Raw genomic sequence first — 16,751 nt, 5'->3', positions numbered from 1 at the left:
ATGAAGACCAAACTCTTGAGCGTCGGCGCGATCCTGTGTGCAAGCACGGCTATCGCCCAGACGCCGACCCTGAACGTGCTGACCTACGACAGCTTTACATCCGAATGGGGCCCCGGTCCGGCGATTGAGGCTGCGTTCGAGGCGGAATGCGCCTGTGATCTGGTGTTCACCGGCGCGGGTGACGGCGCAGCCCTGCTGGCGCGGCTGCAACTGGAAGGCACGCGCACGGATGCCGATATCGTGCTAGGCCTTGATACAAACCTGACCGCCGCTGCCCGCGATACGGGGCTGTTTGCGCCTCACGGCGTGACGGCCGACCTGACGCTGCCCGTCGCGTGGGACGACGACACCTTTCTGCCATTTGACTGGGGCTATCTGGCGTTTGTTGCAAACAAAGACACGCCGGCCGTTGCATCCTTTCGCGCGCTGGCTGACAGCGACCTGAAAATCGTCATCCAAGACCCGCGATCATCCACCCCCGGTTTGGGGCTGCTGATGTGGGTCTATGCAAGCGAAGGCGACGCTGCCCCGCAAATCTGGGCGGATCTGGCGGACAATATCGTCACCGTGACCCCGGGCTGGACCGAGGCCTATAACCTGTTCCTAGAAGGCGAGGCGGACGCGGTCCTGTCCTACACCACCTCGCCCGCCTATCACCTGATCGCCGAAGAGGACGACAGCAAGACGTCCTGGGGCTTTGATGCGGGCAACTATCTACAGGTCGAGGTTGCAGCCAAACTTGCCGGGACCGATCAGCCGGCGCTGGCGGATCAGTTCATGGCCTTTATCACAAGCCCCGGATTTCAGGACGTCATCCCCGAGACAAACTGGATGTACCCCGCAACCGACGTCAGCTTGCCGGGTGGGTTTGACACGCTGACCGTGCCGTCCAAGGGCCTTTTGCTATCATCGCAAGACGCCGCCGACCTGCGTGATGATCTGGTCGAGACATGGCGCGCCGCGCTGTCGCAATAATCCGCAGCCTGCCAGCGTGGCTGACTGCCACGCTGGTGCTGGCGCTGACCCTTGGTACGCTGCTTGCCGTCGCCCTGCGGGCCGAGGTGGGGCGCGGGTTGTCCGCCGGGGATTGGTCCGCGATCCGGTTTACCGTCTTGCAGGCTGCTGCCTCGGCGATCGCCTCTGTCATTTTGGCGATCCCCGTCGCCCGTGCGCTGGCACGGCGGCAGTTTCGCGGACGTGGTGCGCTTGTGATGCTATTGGGGGCACCCTTTATTCTGCCGGTCATCATCGCGGTCCTCGGGCTGCTCGCGGTCTTTGGCCGTGGCGGCCTGCTGAACGCGGGGCTCTTGGCGCTGGGCGTTGCTCCAATCTCAATCTACGGCGCTGGCGGAGTCGTTCTGGCACACGTTTTCTTCAACCTGCCGCTCGCGGTTCGGCTGATCCTACAGGGCTGGCTGTCTATTCCGGCCGAACGGTTCCGTCTGGCCGCCCAGCTGAATGCGCCAATCTGGCGCGTGCTAGAGCTGCCAATGCTGGCGCGCCATGCGCCCGGCGCGCTGCTTGTTATTTTTCTGATCTGCCTGACCAGCTTTGCTGTGGCCCTCACCCTTGGCGGCGGACCGCGTGCGACAACGGTTGAATTGGCGATTTGGCAGGCAATCCGCTTTGATTTCGATCTGGGCAGGGCCGCCTTGCTGGCCTGTGTGCAGTTTGCGTTATGTGCGATGGCCGCGCTTGTCGCATGGCGTATCACACCGCTGAACGGGTTCGGCAGCGGGCTCGACCGGACCGTGGCCCGCTGGGATCAAAGCCGGTGGGACTGGGTCTGGCTGCTTTTGGTGACACTGTTTCTGGTTTTGCCGCTCGCGATGATCCTGTGGCGCGGCGTGCCGTCATTGCCGGACCTTGGGCCTGATATTTACCGGGCGGCGGGACGGTCAGTTCTGGTGGCGTTGGCCGCGACCACGCTGACGCTCGCCGGTGCACTCGCGTTGTCCTTGCGCGGCGGCGTGTTGATTGCGCTGGTTGGGTCCTTGCCCTTGGCGGCCAGTGCATTGGTGATGGGAACGGGGCTGTTCCTGCTGGTTTTCCCTTTCGTAAACCCTGTGACAGTTGCGTTGCCGGTGACGGTTAGCGTCAACGCCGTCATGGCGATGCCCTTTGCGTTGCGTCTGCTGTCGCCGGCCGTCGCCGACATCCGCAGCGACTATGGCCCGTTGGCCGCGAACCTTGCGCTGGGATCATGGGCGACCTTGCGGCTGGTGATCCTGCCGCGCCTGCGCAAACCGCTCAGCTTTGCCGCAGGCTTGACGATGGCGCTCTCGATCGGAGACCTCGGCGTCGTCGCGCTATTCGCCACACCCGCACAGGAAACGCTACCGCTAGCGATGTATCGGCTGATGGGAGCTTACCGGATGGACGCGGCCGCGGGGGCTGCGGTCCTGTTGTTGTTCATGGCGCTGGGCGCATTCTGGATCTGCGATTCAAGGGGGCAGGGTGATGCTGACGCTGGATGATGTGACCGTGTCCAAGGGCACGTTTCAATTGCGGGCAAACTTGCAGGTGCCGCCCGGCCTGACAGCGGTCATCGGCCCATCTGGCGGGGGGAAGTCTACGCTATTGGCAGCTATCGCGGGGTTCGAGCCTGCCGTGGCTGGTCGCGTTATCTGGGATGGAGACGATCTGTCAGGCAAAGAGCCGGGGCAGCGGCCCGTGACCATGTTGTTTCAGGACCACAATCTGTTCCCGCATCTGACGATTGCCCAAAATGTTGGGCTGGCACTGGCACCCCGCCTCAACTTGAGTGTGAAGCAAAGCGCGCAGGTGGATGCCGTTTTAACCGACGTCGGTTTGCCGGGCCTTGGTGGGCGCAAGCCTGCGGCCTTGTCCGGCGGCCAAATTGGACGGGCCGCGCTGGCGCGGTGCCTGTTGTCGGATCGGCCTGTCGTGTTGCTGGATGAAGCGTTTGCCGCGCTTGGTCCCGCGCTGCGGGCAGAGATGCTGACGCTTGTGCGTGACCGGATGGCGCAGCAGGGGCGCACTGTCATCATGGTGACCCACGATCCAAATGATGCGCGCAGCTTTGCGGATCAGGTGCTTTTTGTGGCCGAAGGTGTCGCGCATCCCCCGCAAAAGGCGGCGGCGTTTTTTGATGATCCATCGCCCGCTGCGCAATCCTACCTCGGGTAGTGCCACGCATAAAAAAGGCCCGCCCCTGATGATAGGGCGGGCCTGATGGCGTCGGACTTTGGCGGATGCCTTAGTCTTTCAGCTTGTTCTTATGCGGTGCCCAGATGCGCTTGTTCGTCAGGTACAGCAGCACCGACAGCAGCGACAAGAAGATCACGCCGGTCAAGCCAGCCTGCTTGCGCGCCGTCATCTTAGGCTCTGCCGCCCACATCAGGAAGGCAGCGACGTCCTGCGACTCGGACTCAAGTGTCGCTTCGTGGCCGTCGTCGAATTCGACATCGTCGCCATAAAGCGGCTGCGGCATGGCGATCCAGCTGCCGGGCACGGTGTGGTGGCCATGCTCGTCCTTGCAGGCATCAGGAAAGCCGCCGTTTGCGAAGGCGACGTTGTATGCACCTTCCATCGGGGTTTCCATTTCAGCCGCACATGCGGGCTCTTCCTCGTAGCCGTCCATCAGGGACGCGATGTATTCCGCGCCGCCCATGCCGTTGACGAACTGGCTGATACCCGTGCCGTAGGGGCCGTGGAAGCCAGCGCGCGACTTGGCCATCAAGGACAGGTCAGGCGCATTCGACAGCGACGATGCGGGATAGTAGTCCGCAGGTGTAGCTGCGCGGTAATCGCCTTCACCGTCTGCCAGCGCCTTGTCGAAGACTTCGAAGTTGGCCGCATAGGCCCGCATCTGGTCTTCTGGCAGGGCAGGGCCGGTTTCGTCGTGCAGGGTGCGGAACGCAACACGCTCCAACCCGTGACAAGCGGCACAGACCTCTGTGTAGATTTTCAGACCGCGCTGCAGCTGCATGGTGTCGTAGCTGCCGAATGGACCTTCGAAGGGGAAGTCGAAATCATGGATTTCGACTTCGGTTTCGGCGGTGGCGGCACCGGCGGAAATCGCCAGTGCTGCCATGGCCGTCAGTGTGAGTTTGCGAAGCATGGTCACTTGGTCCTTTCTCACTCGGCCGGGTTCACGATGGTTTTGGTCCCACCGGTCGGCGCGTAGTGCGCATTAAAGTCGTCTTCGATCGTGGCTGGCGGCGTCAGCGGCTTTTCCATCACGCCAAGCAGCGGCAGGATCACCAAGAAGTAGGCGAACCAGTAGGTCGCAGCGATCAGCGAAATCCAGTCGTAGGGGAATTCCGCAGGCTGTGCGCCAACCCAAGCCAGCACGACAAAGTCGACGACCAGCAGGGCAAAGTACCACTTGAACGTTGGGCGGAAGCGGCCCGAACGCACCGACGAGGTGTCCAGCCAAGGTGCCAGCGCCATGACAGCGATTGCACCGAACATGGCCAGCACACCAAAGAATTTGGCGTCGACGATGCCGAAGGTGACCCAGTTGACCAACTGCACAACCCAAACGTCAGCGGTAAAGGCCCGCAGGATCGCGTAGAATGGCAGGAAGTACCATTCGGGGACGATGTGCGACGGTGTCGCCAGCGGGTTTGCCGGGATGTAGTTGTCCGGGTGGCCCAAGTAGTTCGGCATGAAGCCAACGATTGCCATGAAGACGGCCAGGATGATCGCGAGTGCGAACAGGTCCTTGATCACGAAGTAGGGCCAGAAGGGCAGCGTGTCTTTGGCTGCATCTTCTTTCGACGTGCGGCGAACCTCAACACCCGTTGGGTTGTTGTTGCCAGTGGTGTGGAATGCCCAGATGTGAACGATCGTCAGGCCCAGCAGGATGAAGGGCATCAGATAGTGCAAAGAGAAGAAGCGGTTCAGCGCGGGCTGGCCGACGGCACCTGCACCAAGAAGCCATGTCTGGATCGATTCGCCGATGAACGGGATCGCGCCAAACAGACCGGTGATGACGGCAGTACCGTGGAACGACATTTGGCCCCAAGGCAAAACGTAGCCCATAAAGGCGGTGCCCATCATCAGCAGATACATCAGCATGCCGATGATCCACGTGACTTCACGAGGCGCCTTGTAGGAGCCGTAGTAGAGGCCGCGGAAGATGTGCAGATAAACAGCAACGAAGAACAGCGATGCACCGTTGGAGTGGAAATAACGGATCATGTGACCGCCGTTCACGTCGCGCATGATGTGTTCGACCGATGCAAAGGCCAGATCAACGTGCGGAGTGTAGTGCATAACCAGCACAACACCGGTCGCAATCTGCAGGATCAGCGTGAAGGCCAGGACAATGCCCCAGATCCACATCCAGTTCAGGTTCTTCGGCGTTGGGATGAACAGCGCGTCATGGATCAGGCCGACGATCGGCAGCCGATTGTTGAGCCACTTTTCACCGCCGGACTTCGGTTCGTAGTGGTCGTGGGGAATACCAGCCATGGGTGTCTCTCCTTAACCGAGTTGAATGGTGGTGGCGTCAACGAAAGACGCGATGGGAACGGGCAGGTTGCGTGGCGCAGGTCCTTTGCGGATGCGGCCAGCGGTGTCGTAGTGCGAACCATGGCACGGGCAGAACCAGCCGCCAAAGTCGCCCTGTTCGCCCAGCGGCACGCAGCCAAGGTGCGTACATACGCCCATCTGCACGAGCCATGCGCCAGGTGCCACTTCGGACCCTTCAGGGGTCGGCAAAGCGCGGTTTGCGTCGGTGGCTTCGCTGCCTGCGGGCAGGTTTGCGTTTTCAGCGCCCTGATCAGGCAGGTCTGTCACTGCGACGGCTTGCGACGCCTCAATTTCTGCCGGGGTGCGGTAGCGGATGAACACGGGCTTGCCCTGCCACAGCACGGTCAATTGGGTGCCTTCGGCGATGCCGCTCACGTCGACGCGGATCGAGGCAAGCGCCTGCACGTCGGCCGAGGGGTTCATCTGGTTGACCAGCGGCCATACGGCAGCGCCGCCGATCACGACGGCAGCACCGGCGGTCGCATAGTAAAGGAAATCGCGGCGTGTGCCCTGATGTTCGTCTGCATGTGACAAAGGGATGTCTCCGGTTAAGTTGGGCGCGCCGCGTGGCGGGCCTGCGAATAACAGCAAGGGCGGCTAATCATGCCACCCTCTATCAGGCGTTGTTTAGCCGCCATGCCCGCGCCAGTCCAGCGGACATTCCGGCGCAGGGCAGGCAAATGCGGCATGAAAGACGCATTTTTGGCACGTAATGCGCCCCTGTCTGCGCGTGCAGGTCACGCGATTCTGTTTAATATTACGCAAACGAGGCCTTGAGCGGCAAAGGGCGGAGCCCTAAGTTACAAAGATATTATGACTGTATAACCGAAAGAACGCCCTATGCTGCGTACTGCTGTCCTGACCGGAGCCCTTGCCATCCTATTGCCGGCGGCCGCTAGCGCGGAAGTCGAGCTGAGTTTTTACGGCGGCATTCAAAGTGCGCCGCATTCTGATGTTTTCACATCTGGTGCCGATGGTTACCCATCCAATACGCGGGTCAAGTGGGAGGGTAAATCCTTCGACGCCCCGCCTTACTATGGTATACGCGCGACGTATTGGGCGTCTGAAACCTTTGGTTACGGCCTCGATTTCACGCATACCAAAGTTTATTCCGACGACGAATCACGCGAAGGCACCCCTTACGAGGTGCTGGAATTCACGGATGGTCTGAACACGCTGACAGCCAACGCCTATCGCCGGTTCCAGCCGATGCGTGGCTTTACGCCCTACGTCGGTGCCGGTGTCGGTCTGGCTATTCCGCATGTCGAAGTGTCGAACGGCGCCACCTCGACCGCTGAATATCAGATCACGGGTCCGGCAGCGACGGTGCTGGCCGGTGCAAGCTATGACATCAGCGACCGTATGTCGGTGTTTGGTGAATACAAATTCACCTATTCCCAGAACGAAGCCGATCTGGACGGCGGCGGCACGCTAAGCACCGACATCATCACGAATGCGCTGAATGTCGGTGTTAGCTTTAGCTTTTAAGACCTAGGCGGGAACGACAGTCGCCTGCATCGAATCGCGTTGCATGAATGTTTTATGCCACGCGGCTAGATCGTCGTTCCCGCTGCGCCAACCGCGCGCATCATGGCGCAGGTCCAGATAGGACAGCGCGCAGGCGACCCCAATTTGCCCCAAATCAAGCGGACCATTCAGGTGTGACATCCAGCGATCATCGATGGATGCGACCGCGCGGCTGACCTTTGCCCACTGGGCGTCCATCCACTCTGGCATTTGACGATCTTCGGGACGCATCCGCGCCTCGTAGGTGATGGCAAGGGCGGCTTCCATAATCCCATCAGCGGTCGCCTCGAGCGTTAGAACCTCCCACAGGCGGGCGCTTGGGTAGAAAGCCGTGCCGGCATGATCATCCAAAAAGCGGGTAATGACGCGGCTGTCATAAATCGCGGGGGCATGTTCGCGCAAAAGCGCGGGAATTTTACCCAGCGGATTGGCGGCGGCAACGTCTTGGGCGGTGTCAAAGGGGGATGTGGTGACATTCACCTCGGCCACGGTGTCCATCAGCTGCGCCTCGCGCAGTAAGACACGGCATTTGCGGGCGAAAGGCGAGGCGGGGGACATCAGCAGTTTCATGGCGAGCGCTCCTTTGAGGTTGGAGCGAGCCAATCATAGGCCATGCGATCTGGCAAGCGGCGGAGGGGGCGCTGCCCCCGCTGCCCGTTGAGCAGCCCCCCGGAGTATTTCTTGCCAGGTGAAGCCTGTCAGGCGCGCAGCAGAGCCCCTTCTGCAGCTTTAATCGTCGCCGTGACGATATGGCTTTCGGGTTGGTCTGTGTCGAAATGGACTTCGGCGAATTGGGCGGTGCGGCCCATGCGGGGCGATTCCATCAAGATGTGATGGGTCTGGCCGATCTGCGCGGTCAGGTGGGCCTGAACGGCGGCGTCACCAGCTGCGCGCAGGCGGGCGGCGCGGTCCTTGATCGCAGGGCCACGGACTTGGGGCATACGCGCGGCAGGGGTGCCGGGGCGCGGCGAGTAGGGGAAGACGTGCAGCCACGTCAGGTGGCAGTCTTTTACGAGCGCGAGCGAGTTCGCGAAGCTTTCCTCAGTTTCTGTGGGAAAGCCTGCGATAATGTCGGCACCGAAGGTCATGTCAGGACGCAGTTTGCGCGCCTCTTCGGCGAAAGCGATGGCATCGTCGCGGGAATGGCGGCGCTTCATCCGTTTCAGGATCAGGTTGTCACCGTGCTGCAGTGACAGGTGCAGATGCGGCATCAGGCGCGGCTCTGTCGCAATGGCCTGCATCAGGGCGGGGTCGACTTCGATCGAATCGATCGAGGAGATTCGTAGGCGGGGCAGGTCGGGCACCAGTTTCAAGATGCGCAGGACCAGATCGCCAAGGCGCGGCGTCGCGGGCAGGTCGGCACCCCAGGATGTAAGGTCAACGCCAGTCAGCACGATCTCGGCAAAGCCGCGATCCACGAGGCGTTTGATTTGGTCCACCACCACGCCAGCAGGGACAGAGCGAGAATTGCCGCGGCCGAAGGGGATGATGCAAAACGTGCAACGATGATCGCAACCGTTCTGGACCTGAACATAGGCACGAGAGCGGGTGCCAAAGCCGTCGATCAGGTGGCCTGCGGTTTCGGTGACCGACATGATGTCGTCGACCTGCACAGGTTCCGTTGTGCCGGTGAAGTCGGGTGCCATCGCAGCCCAGGTTTCGGGATTCATCTTTTCGGTGTTGCCGATGACCATGTCGACCTCTTCCATCGCGGAAAAGGTGGCAGGTTCGGTCTGGGCGGCGCAGCCGGTGACGATCAGGCGGGCGTCCGGGTGCGCGCGGCGCAGCTTGCGGATGTCCTGGCGAGCCTTGCGCACGGCCTCTGCTGTGACGGCGCAGGTGTTGACGACGATGGCGTTCTGCACGCCTGCAGCCTCGGCCAATTCGGTCATGGCGGCGGTTTCATAGGCGTTCAGGCGACAGCCGTGGTTGGAAAAGATCGGTGCGTTAGACATGCCAGACACCGTCGAACACATGGGCGGTGGGGCCGGTCATCCAGACGCCATCATCGCGCCAATCGATGTGCAGTGTGCCGCCATCCAGATCAATGCGCACAGCGCGCCCTGTCAGGCCCCGGCGGGCCGCAGCGACAGCGGTTGCGCAAGACGAGGAGCCAGAGGCAAGGGTGACGCCGGCACCGCGTTCCCAAACGCGCATGCGCAGGTGATCGGTGCCAATCACTTGCACGAACTGTACGTTAGTGCGTTCGGGGAAAAGCGGGTGATGTTCCATCGCGCTGCCGCGTGCGGCTAGATCAACGGCGGCGACGTCGTCCACGAAAAAGGTGCAGTGCGGGTTGCCCATGCCGGTGGCCGTTGGCGCGCCGTCGATGGGGAGCGATAGCGTGTCCATCGCAGAGGCGAGGGGGACATCGGCCCAGTCCAGCAGCGGGGCCCCCATGTTGACGGACGTCAGGCCGTTCCCGGCATCGCGCGCCTGCAATGTGCCGCGGTCAGTTGTCATGGTCAGCGTGTCGGTGCCGCGGTTCGCCATTTCCCAAGCCGCAATGCAGCGGGTCGCGTTGCCGCAGGCGGCAGATTTGGAACCGTCGCTGTTCCAGAACGTCAAATGCAGATCGCCTGCCCGGCTATTGGTTATCTCGGCCAGTTGGTCGAACCCGACGCCGCGGTGGCGGTCAGCCATCGCGATCGCAAGGGTGCTGGTCACGCGCGGACCGGTCCGTGCGTCGATGACAACAAAGTCGTTGCCGAGGCCGTGCATTTTCATGAACGGAATGGGGGAAGTTTTGTTCTGCATGACGGGCCTATACGCGCCGCGCGAAACTTTATCCAGAGGAGGTGACATTTCGGGGTTGACCCCATCTGGCCCACAGCCTAATTCCCCCCTCGTGGCATGGGCCGGTAGCTCAGTTGGTAGAGCAACTGACTTTTAATCAGTAGGTCTCGGGTTCGGATCCCGACCGGCTCACCACACACTCTTACCTTCAGATATGATGATACAGAGTGTGCGGTGACATGCCACCGGGCGCGGTTGCGCTATTCTTTGTAAGCATTGTGAATAGTTTAGCTGTTATCCAGCTTTATAAGGCCCGTCTGGCGCGCAAAGCGGCTGTAATGGTGCCGTCGTCCAGATAATCCAACTCTCCACCCACAGGGACGCCCTGCGCGAGCGAGGTCACTGTCACGTCCGTTAGTTGGTCGGCAATGTAGTGGGCGGTGGTGTGGCCGTCGATTGTTGCGCCGAGCGCTAGAATCACTTCGGTTACATTTTCAGATGTGACGCGGTCCAGAAGCCGGGGGATTCGCAAATCTTCGGGGCCAACCGCATCCAGTGCAGAAAGAGTACCGCCCAGAACGTGATAGCGTCCTTTGAATTGCTGGCTGCGTTCCATCGCCCAGAGGTCGGCCACATCTTCGACAACGCAAATTTCGCCATTCGCGCGTCGGTCGTCGTTGCAGATATTGCAGATGTCACCTGCGGCGATGTTGCCGCAGTTCAGGCATTCACGCACATTCGCGCCGACGCGCTGCATAGCGTCAGCAAGCGGCACCAATAGTTGGCCGCGTTTTTTGATCAAATGTAGCACGGCACGGCGGGCAGAGCGCGGGCCGAGGCCCGGCAGCTTTGCCATCAGTGCGATAAGGTCTGTCAGGTCATCCGTGCCATCAGCCATCGCAAAGGATCGCCAAAGGCGCCTCCGGCGGGAGTTTGTTTAGCCAGACGAACAGGGGTCCGTTCCTCAAAAGGGCATCTTCATGCCGGGGGGCAGGCCAAGGCTTTCGGCGATTTTGCCCATCTCATCCTGCGCACGCTCTGATGCTTTGGACTGCGCGTCCTTGATGGCGGCAAGAATCAGGTCTTCGACAACTTCTTTGTCGGCACCGTTAAAGATGCTGGGATCGATATCGAGGCCGGTCAGCTCGCCTTTGGCGGTTGCTGTGGCCTTGACCAAACCTGCGCCGGCTTCACCAGTCACGGTGATCGTTTCTAGATCATCCTGCATCTGCGCCATCTTGGCCTGCATGTCCTGCGCAGATTTCATCATCTTGGCCATGTCGCCAAGTCCGCCCAAACCTTTGAACATTGTGCTGTCTCCGTCGTCGTGAATATTTTTACTCAGGTATGTGCCCTGCGAGGCGGAACAAGGGGCTTAGCCGTCCTCGAATGGATCCCATTCGTCTTCGACCTCTGCCAAGGCGTCGGTTTGCGCCTCTTGGGCGCGGTCGGCTTCGGTACGGATGTCGGTGATGCGGGCCTTGGGAAAGGTCAGCAGCACGGCCTGCACCAGCGGGTGGGCGGTGGCCTGTAGTTGTAGTGCTGTGGCGGCCGCGTCGCGGACTTCGGCAATTGTGGCCTCGCCTTCATCATTGCTGATAATCACGGCCCAGCGGTTGCCTGTCCAAGCTTGCAAGCGCGCGCCAAGACGCTGGGTCAGATCGGACGCGGCATCGCCTGTCGGATGCACTTCGATCCGGCCGGGCTGATAGCTGACAAGGCGCAGGCCGGTTTCGACCTCAACCAGTAATTTCACGTCGCGGTGGGCGCGGATCAGGTTCACCACATCCTCGAACCTAGCGTAGTGCTGCAAGGCCTCTGTCGCCAGTTGTGGCGCGGCAGAAGCAGAGGGACCGGATGGGCCGCTGTGCGTCGGCGTATGGGTCTGAGAGATCGCTTGCGCCGCGCCGCCTGCGGGGGCCATGCGCGCACCGCTGCCACCGCCACCGCCAGAGGGGGGAGGCGGGGTTGCGTCCTTGAGCTTGCGCACAAGTTCGTCCGGGGTGGGCAGGTCGGCGACGTGGGTCAGGCGAATCACGGCCATTTCGGCGGCCATCATCGCGTTGGGGGATGCGGCGACTTCTTCGAGCGATTTGAGCAGCATCTGCCATTGCCGCGACAGCACGCGCATCGGGACGGCCTGCGCCATGGCAAGGCCGCGCGTGCGTTCGTCCGGACCGATCGTGGGATCGTCCGCCGCGTCGGGCGTGATCTTGATCACGCTGACCCAGTGGGTGACTTCGGCCAGATCGCGCAGGATCGCCATGGGGTCGGCACCGTCGGCATATTGCGTCGACAGCTCGTTCAGGGCCTCTGCCGCGTCGCCGCGCAGGATCATGTCGAACAGGTCCAGCACCCGGCCGCGATCGGCAAGGCCCAGCATGGAACGCACTTGATCAGCGGTGGTTTCGCCAGCGCCGTGGCTGATCGCCTGATCCAGAAGAGAAGTCGCGTCGCGGGCAGAGCCTTCTGCAGCGCGGGTGATCAATGCGAGGGCGTCTTCGCTGATCTCGGCTGTTTCTGACTTGGCGATCTTTTGCAGCAGGCCAATCATCACTTCAGGCTCTATCCGGCGTAGATCGAAACGCTGGCAGCGCGACAGGACAGTGACGGGGACTTGGCGAATCTCGGTCGTGGCAAAGATGAACTTTACATGCGCTGGCGGTTCTTCCAGCGTTTTCAGCAGCGCGTTAAAGGCGCTTTTGGACAGCATGTGAACTTCGTCGATGATGAAGATCTTGAACCGCGCGGATACGGCACGATAGCTGACGGTTTCAATGATTGCGTCGCGGATGTTCTGCACGCCTGTGTTCGACGCAGCGTCCATTTCCATGACGTCGACGTGGCGCCCTTCCATGATGGCGACGCAGTGTTCGCATTTGCCGCAAGGGTCCGTCGTGGGGCCGCCGTTGCCGTCCGGCCCAATGCAGTTCATGCCCTTGGCAATAATCCGGGCCGTCGTGGTTTTGCCGGTGCCGCGAATACCCGTCATGATAAAGGCCTGCGCAATCCGGTCGGCGGCAAAGGCATTTTTCAGCGTGCGGACCATCGCGTCCTGACCAACAAGGTCAGCAAATGTCTCTGGCCGGTATTTGCGGGCGAGGACCTGATAGGCGGGTTTGTCGGACATGGGCGCTTTCTGCTTGCGGGTCGCGGGCAATCTATGCGCTGCGCGCCGCCGCGTCCACCGACGGTGTGGATTGCGCCAAGGTTTCGGCGGCAAGCATCAGATCGGCGACAAAGGCATCTTCTGCCGCGGGGCGATCTGCTGGTGGCATCCGCAGCAATGCGCTGGGGTGCAAGGTAATCAAAACAGGGCCGTGCGGCGTTTGTTCAATCGTTCCGCGCCGCGCCGTGACGCCTTTTGCGTTACCTGTCAGCGCACCCATTGCTGTCGCCCCAAGCGCCAGCGTCAGGCGCGGTTTCAGCAGGGTGCGTTCGCTGTCGAGCCAGAATTTGCAGTGGCTGACCTCTGACGTGTTTGGGTTCACATGCAGGCGACGTTTGGCTCCTTCTTTGAATTTAAAGTGCTTCACGGCGTTCGTCACATAGGCTTGCCCGCGATCAAGTCCCGCCCGCGCAGCAAGCTGGTCAAAGAGCTGCCCCGCAGGCCCGACAAACGGCGTGCCTGCCAGATCCTCTTGGTCACCGGGCTGTTCGCCAACGATCATCAACTGCGCGTCGTGGGGGCCATGGCCGGGCACGACCTGCGTCGCCGGCCCGTGCAGCGGGCAGCGGGTGCAGGCGGAAAGCCCCGCGTTCAACAGGTTCCACGATGCGGGCTGCGGCACGGCTTGCAGCTGTTCGCGAATGCGGGCGACACGGGCGGGTTCCAGCGTCGGCGCGGCAGCTGCCATTTCGCGCACGCGCGCCTCTGCGTTGGCGATCAGGCCGGGGATGAATTGCGCCTCTGGCAGGTTTTTCCAATATTTCTTAGGCATCTCTGACGTCATCGCCGATATCTTTAACCGTGCAGGGTTAAAGATATTCTGGAAATAGGTTCCCCAAAGCGCCTCTGCCGCGTCTTCGGGCAGGTCAGGTTTTTCGCGCCCCTCGTGGAATGTCAGGTCGCCGTTGGTGAACTTTGCGGTCACGTCGGGGGTCACGATCATCCAGTCCATGTCGGCAAAGCGGCGGGCAAAGAACGGCGCGCAGGGCTCTACTGAATGATGGGTCGGCTCGAACCACGCAGCAAAGCTGCGCCGTGCGCCGCCGGTGCGCAGATCGCGGAACCGCACAAAGGCGCGCATCTTGTGTTTGCAGCGATGGACGGCCTTTTCCATCTGGCGCAGGCGCGCAAGGTCCGCATCGGCGCGATCCGCCATAATCCCTTTTTCTAGCCGCAACCGCCATAGCAAGGCGTAAAGCCGGGCAAAGCGTTGGGGGTCTTTATGCCAAACCACCCATTGCGCCATTTCCACGAAATCGGCGGGCACTTTAATCGCCTGCCGCGTGGTCGGTGGCGGGATGTCAGTGGCGAAAAGCTCGCTCGCTGTGCCGTCCCAATCCCAGACGATCTGTTCGGGCGGAACGCGGGCCGCCAGCAATGCGCGTGCCGCATCGCGCCACGCCTCCCATGTGCCAATGCGGGTTAGGGGGACAGTAAACATTCAGAACAGCGACAATTGTTCAGGCGGCGGCGCAAAGCGCGCCCGCAGGTTTACACTGTCGGTCAAGCTGCCGGGGGTCCAGTCCAACGCGGTAACAAAGGCCTGCGCCTTTTTCAGCGATGCCCCAAGGCGCAGCAGGTCGTCATAGCGCAGAGTGCGATGGCGGCGTGTGGTCAGAATGCGGTTCACTGTCTTGGAGCCTAATCCCGGCACGCGCAGCAGCATGTCACGGCTGGCTTTGTTCACGTCCAGCGGAAACAGGTGACGATTCTGCAAGGCCCAAGCAAGCTTTGGATCAATCTCCAGGTCCAAGTTCCCTTGATGGGCGACAGAGGTGATTTCATCCACGCCAAATCCATAGAACCGCATCAGCCAATCTGCTTGATAGAGTCTATGTTCGCGCATCATCGGCGGTTTGATCAACGGTAGTTTCGCCGTGCTGTCAGGGATCGGAGAGAAGGCGGAATAGTAGACGCGCCGCAATTTGTAATCGCCGTAAAGCGAAGTCGAACGCGTCAAGATCGTCGCATCGGTGGCCCCGTCTGCGCCGACGATCATCTGCGTCGACTGTCCGGCGGGGGCAAATATCGGGGGGCGCTTGCCCGTATGGCTGCGATCCTTGGATGCAGTACGCAGGCCGCGCACATTGCCCATCGCTGCGCGAATCGTGGCGGGGTTCTTTTCCGGGGCAAAGGCCTGCACGGACCTGTCTGTCGGCAACTCGACGTTGATCGACAGGCGGTCTGCGTACAGACCGGCCTCTGCGATGATTTCGGGCGACGCATCCGGGATCGTCTTAAGGTGGATATAACCGCGAAAATTTTCGACCGTACGCAGGCGTTTCGCGATGCGCACCATGTCCGACATCGTGTCGTCCGGATTGCGGATCACGCCAGAGGACAAAAATAGCCCCTCGATATAATTGCGACGGTAGAATTCCAGTGTCAGGCTGACGACCTCGTCTACGTTAAACCGCGCACGGGGCACGTTGGACGACACCCGATTGACGCAGTAGGCGCAGTCATAGATGCAAAAGTTCGTCATCAGGATCTTAAGCAGGCTAATGCAGCGCCCGTCTGGGGCATAAGCGTGGCAGATGCCGGACCCTTCGGTGCTGCCAAGCCCCTTACCATCGCGGCTGTCACGCCGGGTCGTACCGCTGGACGCACAAGAGGCGTCGTAGCGGGCCGCATCGGACAGAATTGCAAGTTTTTCTTGAAGTGTTTGTGCCATGTTGTTCATGTTATGTTCTTGCTTGCGAAGTTTCAAGTTGAACAAGCGCCTCGGCCGCAACAAGTTCACATTCCGTTAAACTGAGTCATTTCTGGCGGTGACGTTAGGAAGGGCGACGCGTTGATAATTGCTGTCGCAGCTCAGCAGATCATAAGGGAAACAAGCTATTTAACCGGGATATGCGCGCGCGCCTATTTTTCGCTTGTTTCATTGGCGTGCCACACATAAAAGCGGCCTCGGAGACGTGGCCGAGTGGTCGAAGGCACGCCCCTGCTAAGGGCGCATACCGGAAACGGTATCGAGGGTTCGAATCCCTTCGTCTCCGCCAGACCCTTCTGAAATCAGACGAATTGATGCACTGACTGTTCCGGCGGTCTGCAGGCGATCAATTTGAGTCGTCGGTAAACCAGTTATGGCTTTCTTGCTTGAGCTGCGCGATCAGGGTTTCGATCCGCGTCAAATGTGCAGTCATGGCATGTGCTGCGCCATCGGGGTCGCGGGCGGTGATGGCGGCAAGGATAGCGATATGTTCATCCAATGCGCGATTTTGCGATGATGTATCAAGCGACAACATTCGCACGCGGTCCATATGCGCCTTGTGATCGCTGATAATGTCCCATGCAAAACCGACGTCGGCTGATACGCAGATCTGGCGGTGAAACTGGTCGTCCAGAATGTGAAATTTTTGCCGGTCGCCGTTGGTGATAGCCTGGCGTTGCTGGCTGATCAGGCTGGCCAATACGGCCAGACCGTCGTCTGCTATATCACGGCAGGCGGCGCGGCATGTTTGTGTTTCCAGCGCGATCCGAATGAAGCGCGATTTTAGGACAGCTTCCTCGGAAATTAAGGTGACAGTCGTGCCGCTTTGCGGACGAATGTTCAAGAAACCGAGGTTAGCGAGGCGGCGAAAGGCTTCTCTGACGGGTTGCCGGGACGCGCCTAGGCGGGCTGCGACCTCTGCTTCAGAGATACGCGTATTGGGCGGTAGCTCCAGAGATAGGATCTGCTGCTGTAACGTATCAAACACGCGGTCAGCGACACTTTTGGGCAGGGTTGGGGTCATCGGGTTACACGCAGCTCCTAAACTCGGTTCCTTGTAGCACGCAGAACATGGGACGAGGCAACTGGGATATCAATTGACAC

General features: G+C 60.8%; 16 protein-coding genes and 2 tRNA genes. 6 read left to right on the top strand and 12 right to left on the bottom strand.

Features of this window, described 5'->3' with window-relative positions:
- Genes thiB through KBW81_RS14345 form a run of 3 tightly spaced genes read left to right on the top strand, consistent with a single transcriptional unit; the run spans position 1 to position 3,150 of the window.
- Entirely contained in the window at positions 1-975 is a 975-nt protein-coding gene (gene thiB / locus KBW81_RS14355; RefSeq protein WP_254247636.1) for a thiamine ABC transporter substrate binding subunit, read from the top strand.
- Positions 951-2,477, top strand: a complete 1,527-nt coding sequence (locus KBW81_RS14350; protein ID WP_254247635.1) for an ABC transporter permease family protein — start codon at positions 951-953, stop codon at positions 2,475-2,477. The genes thiB and KBW81_RS14350 overlap by 25 nt, the downstream gene beginning before the upstream one ends.
- Positions 2,461-3,150, top strand: a complete 690-nt coding sequence (locus tag KBW81_RS14345; RefSeq protein ID WP_254247634.1) for a thiamine ABC transporter ATP-binding protein — start codon at positions 2,461-2,463, stop codon at positions 3,148-3,150. The genes KBW81_RS14350 and KBW81_RS14345 overlap by 17 nt, the downstream gene beginning before the upstream one ends.
- 70 nt (positions 3,151-3,220) lie before the next feature.
- On the opposite strand, the gene KBW81_RS14340 is transcribed toward KBW81_RS14345, so the two are convergent.
- From KBW81_RS14340 to petA, 3 genes are read right to left on the bottom strand one after another with little or no spacing between them, the layout of a single operon-like run.
- Complete coding sequence (locus KBW81_RS14340) at positions 3,221-4,084, bottom strand: cytochrome c1 (protein WP_175499183.1); 864 nt, start codon at positions 4,082-4,084, stop codon at positions 3,221-3,223.
- 17 nt (positions 4,085-4,101) lie between these two features.
- A complete protein-coding gene (locus KBW81_RS14335; protein ID WP_090186470.1) occupies positions 4,102-5,442 on the bottom strand; it encodes a cytochrome b in 1,341 nt (446 codons plus the stop codon).
- A gap of 12 nt (positions 5,443-5,454) precedes the next feature.
- On the bottom strand, positions 5,455-6,036 hold the full coding sequence (petA, locus tag KBW81_RS14330; protein ID WP_254247633.1) for a ubiquinol-cytochrome c reductase iron-sulfur subunit: 582 nt from the start codon (positions 6,034-6,036) through the stop codon (positions 5,455-5,457).
- Positions 6,037-6,342: 306 nt separating this feature from the next.
- Here petA and KBW81_RS14325 point away from each other — a divergent pair, with 306 nt between their 5' ends.
- Positions 6,343-6,990 carry an outer membrane protein gene (locus tag KBW81_RS14325; protein WP_254247632.1) on the top strand — a complete coding sequence of 216 codons (648 nt, stop codon included), beginning with the start codon at positions 6,343-6,345 and terminating at the stop codon, positions 6,988-6,990.
- Between the two features lie 3 nt (positions 6,991-6,993).
- Here the strand turns inward: KBW81_RS14325 and KBW81_RS14320 are convergent, their stop codons facing one another.
- The 3 genes from KBW81_RS14320 to dapF form a co-directional block, all read right to left on the bottom strand.
- The gene (locus KBW81_RS14320; RefSeq protein ID WP_254247631.1) at positions 6,994-7,599 is read right to left on the bottom strand and encodes a glutathione S-transferase; all 606 of its coding nucleotides are present in this window, start codon (positions 7,597-7,599) and stop codon (positions 6,994-6,996) included.
- Positions 7,600-7,727: 128 nt separating this feature from the next.
- Complete coding sequence (mtaB, locus tag KBW81_RS14315) at positions 7,728-8,984, bottom strand: tRNA (N(6)-L-threonylcarbamoyladenosine(37)-C(2))-methylthiotransferase MtaB (RefSeq protein WP_254247630.1); 1,257 nt, start codon at positions 8,982-8,984, stop codon at positions 7,728-7,730.
- A complete protein-coding gene (gene dapF, locus KBW81_RS14310) occupies positions 8,977-9,786 on the bottom strand; it encodes a diaminopimelate epimerase (RefSeq protein WP_254247629.1) in 810 nt (269 codons plus the stop codon). Before dapF ends, mtaB begins: the two co-directional genes overlap by 8 nt.
- A gap of 98 nt (positions 9,787-9,884) precedes the next feature.
- Here dapF and KBW81_RS14305 point away from each other — a divergent pair.
- Positions 9,885-9,960, top strand: a tRNA-Lys gene (locus KBW81_RS14305).
- A gap of 109 nt (positions 9,961-10,069) precedes the next feature.
- On the opposite strand, the gene recR is transcribed toward KBW81_RS14305, so the two are convergent.
- The 5 genes from recR to KBW81_RS14280 form a co-directional block, all read right to left on the bottom strand.
- The gene (gene recR, locus KBW81_RS14300) at positions 10,070-10,663 is read right to left on the bottom strand and encodes a recombination mediator RecR (protein ID WP_254247628.1); all 594 of its coding nucleotides are present in this window, start codon (positions 10,661-10,663) and stop codon (positions 10,070-10,072) included.
- Positions 10,664-10,729: 66 nt separating this feature from the next.
- A complete protein-coding gene (locus KBW81_RS14295; protein ID WP_254247627.1) occupies positions 10,730-11,074 on the bottom strand; it encodes a YbaB/EbfC family nucleoid-associated protein in 345 nt (114 codons plus the stop codon).
- Positions 11,075-11,140: 66 nt separating this feature from the next.
- Positions 11,141-12,895: a DNA polymerase III subunit gamma/tau gene (locus tag KBW81_RS14290; RefSeq protein WP_254247626.1), complete on the bottom strand. Its 1,755-nt coding sequence runs from the start codon at positions 12,893-12,895 to the stop codon at positions 11,141-11,143.
- A gap of 31 nt (positions 12,896-12,926) precedes the next feature.
- The gene (locus KBW81_RS14285; protein WP_254247625.1) at positions 12,927-14,375 is read right to left on the bottom strand and encodes a UdgX family uracil-DNA binding protein; all 1,449 of its coding nucleotides are present in this window, start codon (positions 14,373-14,375) and stop codon (positions 12,927-12,929) included.
- Entirely contained in the window at positions 14,376-15,617 is a 1,242-nt protein-coding gene (locus tag KBW81_RS14280) for a putative DNA modification/repair radical SAM protein (RefSeq protein ID WP_411914370.1), read from the bottom strand. It lies immediately after the preceding gene.
- 229 nt (positions 15,618-15,846) lie between these two features.
- On the opposite strand from KBW81_RS14280, the gene KBW81_RS14275 reads away from it, so the two are divergent.
- A tRNA-Ser gene (locus KBW81_RS14275) sits at positions 15,847-15,936 on the top strand.
- A gap of 57 nt (positions 15,937-15,993) precedes the next feature.
- Here the strand turns inward: KBW81_RS14275 and KBW81_RS14270 are convergent.
- Positions 15,994-16,671 (bottom strand): GntR family transcriptional regulator, encoded by a 678-nt coding sequence (locus KBW81_RS14270; protein ID WP_254247623.1) that lies wholly within the window; start codon positions 16,669-16,671, stop codon positions 15,994-15,996.
- Positions 16,672-16,751 lie beyond the last annotated feature (80 nt).

It is taken from the genome of Loktanella salsilacus, from assembly GCF_024206795.1.
Taxonomy (GTDB): domain Bacteria; phylum Pseudomonadota; class Alphaproteobacteria; order Rhodobacterales; family Rhodobacteraceae; genus Loktanella; species Loktanella salsilacus.
The sequence above is the reverse complement of the archived record's forward strand: the minus strand, read 5'-3'. Positions and strand labels throughout refer to the sequence as shown.

Bases quoted from the DNA above. Each gene is read 5' to 3' on its own strand.
- thiB (WP_254247636.1), top strand. From the start codon at position 1: ATGAAGACCAAACTCTTGAGCGTCGGCGCGATCCTGTGTGCAAGCACG.
- KBW81_RS14350 (WP_254247635.1), top strand. From the start codon at position 951: ATGGCGCGCCGCGCTGTCGCAATAATCCGCAGCCTGCCAGCGTGGCTG.
- KBW81_RS14345 (WP_254247634.1), top strand. From the start codon at position 2,461: ATGCTGACGCTGGATGATGTGACCGTGTCCAAGGGCACGTTTCAATTG.
- KBW81_RS14340 (WP_175499183.1), bottom strand. From the start codon at position 4,084: ATGCTTCGCAAACTCACACTGACGGCCATGGCAGCACTGGCGATTTCC.
- KBW81_RS14335 (WP_090186470.1), bottom strand. From the start codon at position 5,442: ATGGCTGGTATTCCCCACGACCACTACGAACCGAAGTCCGGCGGTGAA.
- KBW81_RS14325 (WP_254247632.1), top strand. From the start codon at position 6,343: ATGCTGCGTACTGCTGTCCTGACCGGAGCCCTTGCCATCCTATTGCCG.
- KBW81_RS14320 (WP_254247631.1), bottom strand. From the start codon at position 7,599: ATGAAACTGCTGATGTCCCCCGCCTCGCCTTTCGCCCGCAAATGCCGT.
- mtaB (WP_254247630.1), bottom strand. From the start codon at position 8,984: ATGTCTAACGCACCGATCTTTTCCAACCACGGCTGTCGCCTGAACGCC.
- dapF (WP_254247629.1), bottom strand. From the start codon at position 9,786: ATGCAGAACAAAACTTCCCCCATTCCGTTCATGAAAATGCACGGCCTC.
- recR (WP_254247628.1), bottom strand. From the start codon at position 10,663: ATGGCTGATGGCACGGATGACCTGACAGACCTTATCGCACTGATGGCA.
- KBW81_RS14295 (WP_254247627.1), bottom strand. From the start codon at position 11,074: ATGTTCAAAGGTTTGGGCGGACTTGGCGACATGGCCAAGATGATGAAA.
- KBW81_RS14290 (WP_254247626.1), bottom strand. From the start codon at position 12,895: ATGTCCGACAAACCCGCCTATCAGGTCCTCGCCCGCAAATACCGGCCA.
- KBW81_RS14285 (WP_254247625.1), bottom strand. From the start codon at position 14,375: ATGTTTACTGTCCCCCTAACCCGCATTGGCACATGGGAGGCGTGGCGC.
- KBW81_RS14280 (WP_411914370.1), bottom strand. From the start codon at position 15,617: ATGAACAACATGGCACAAACACTTCAAGAAAAACTTGCAATTCTGTCC.
- KBW81_RS14270 (WP_254247623.1), bottom strand. From the start codon at position 16,671: ATGACCCCAACCCTGCCCAAAAGTGTCGCTGACCGCGTGTTTGATACG.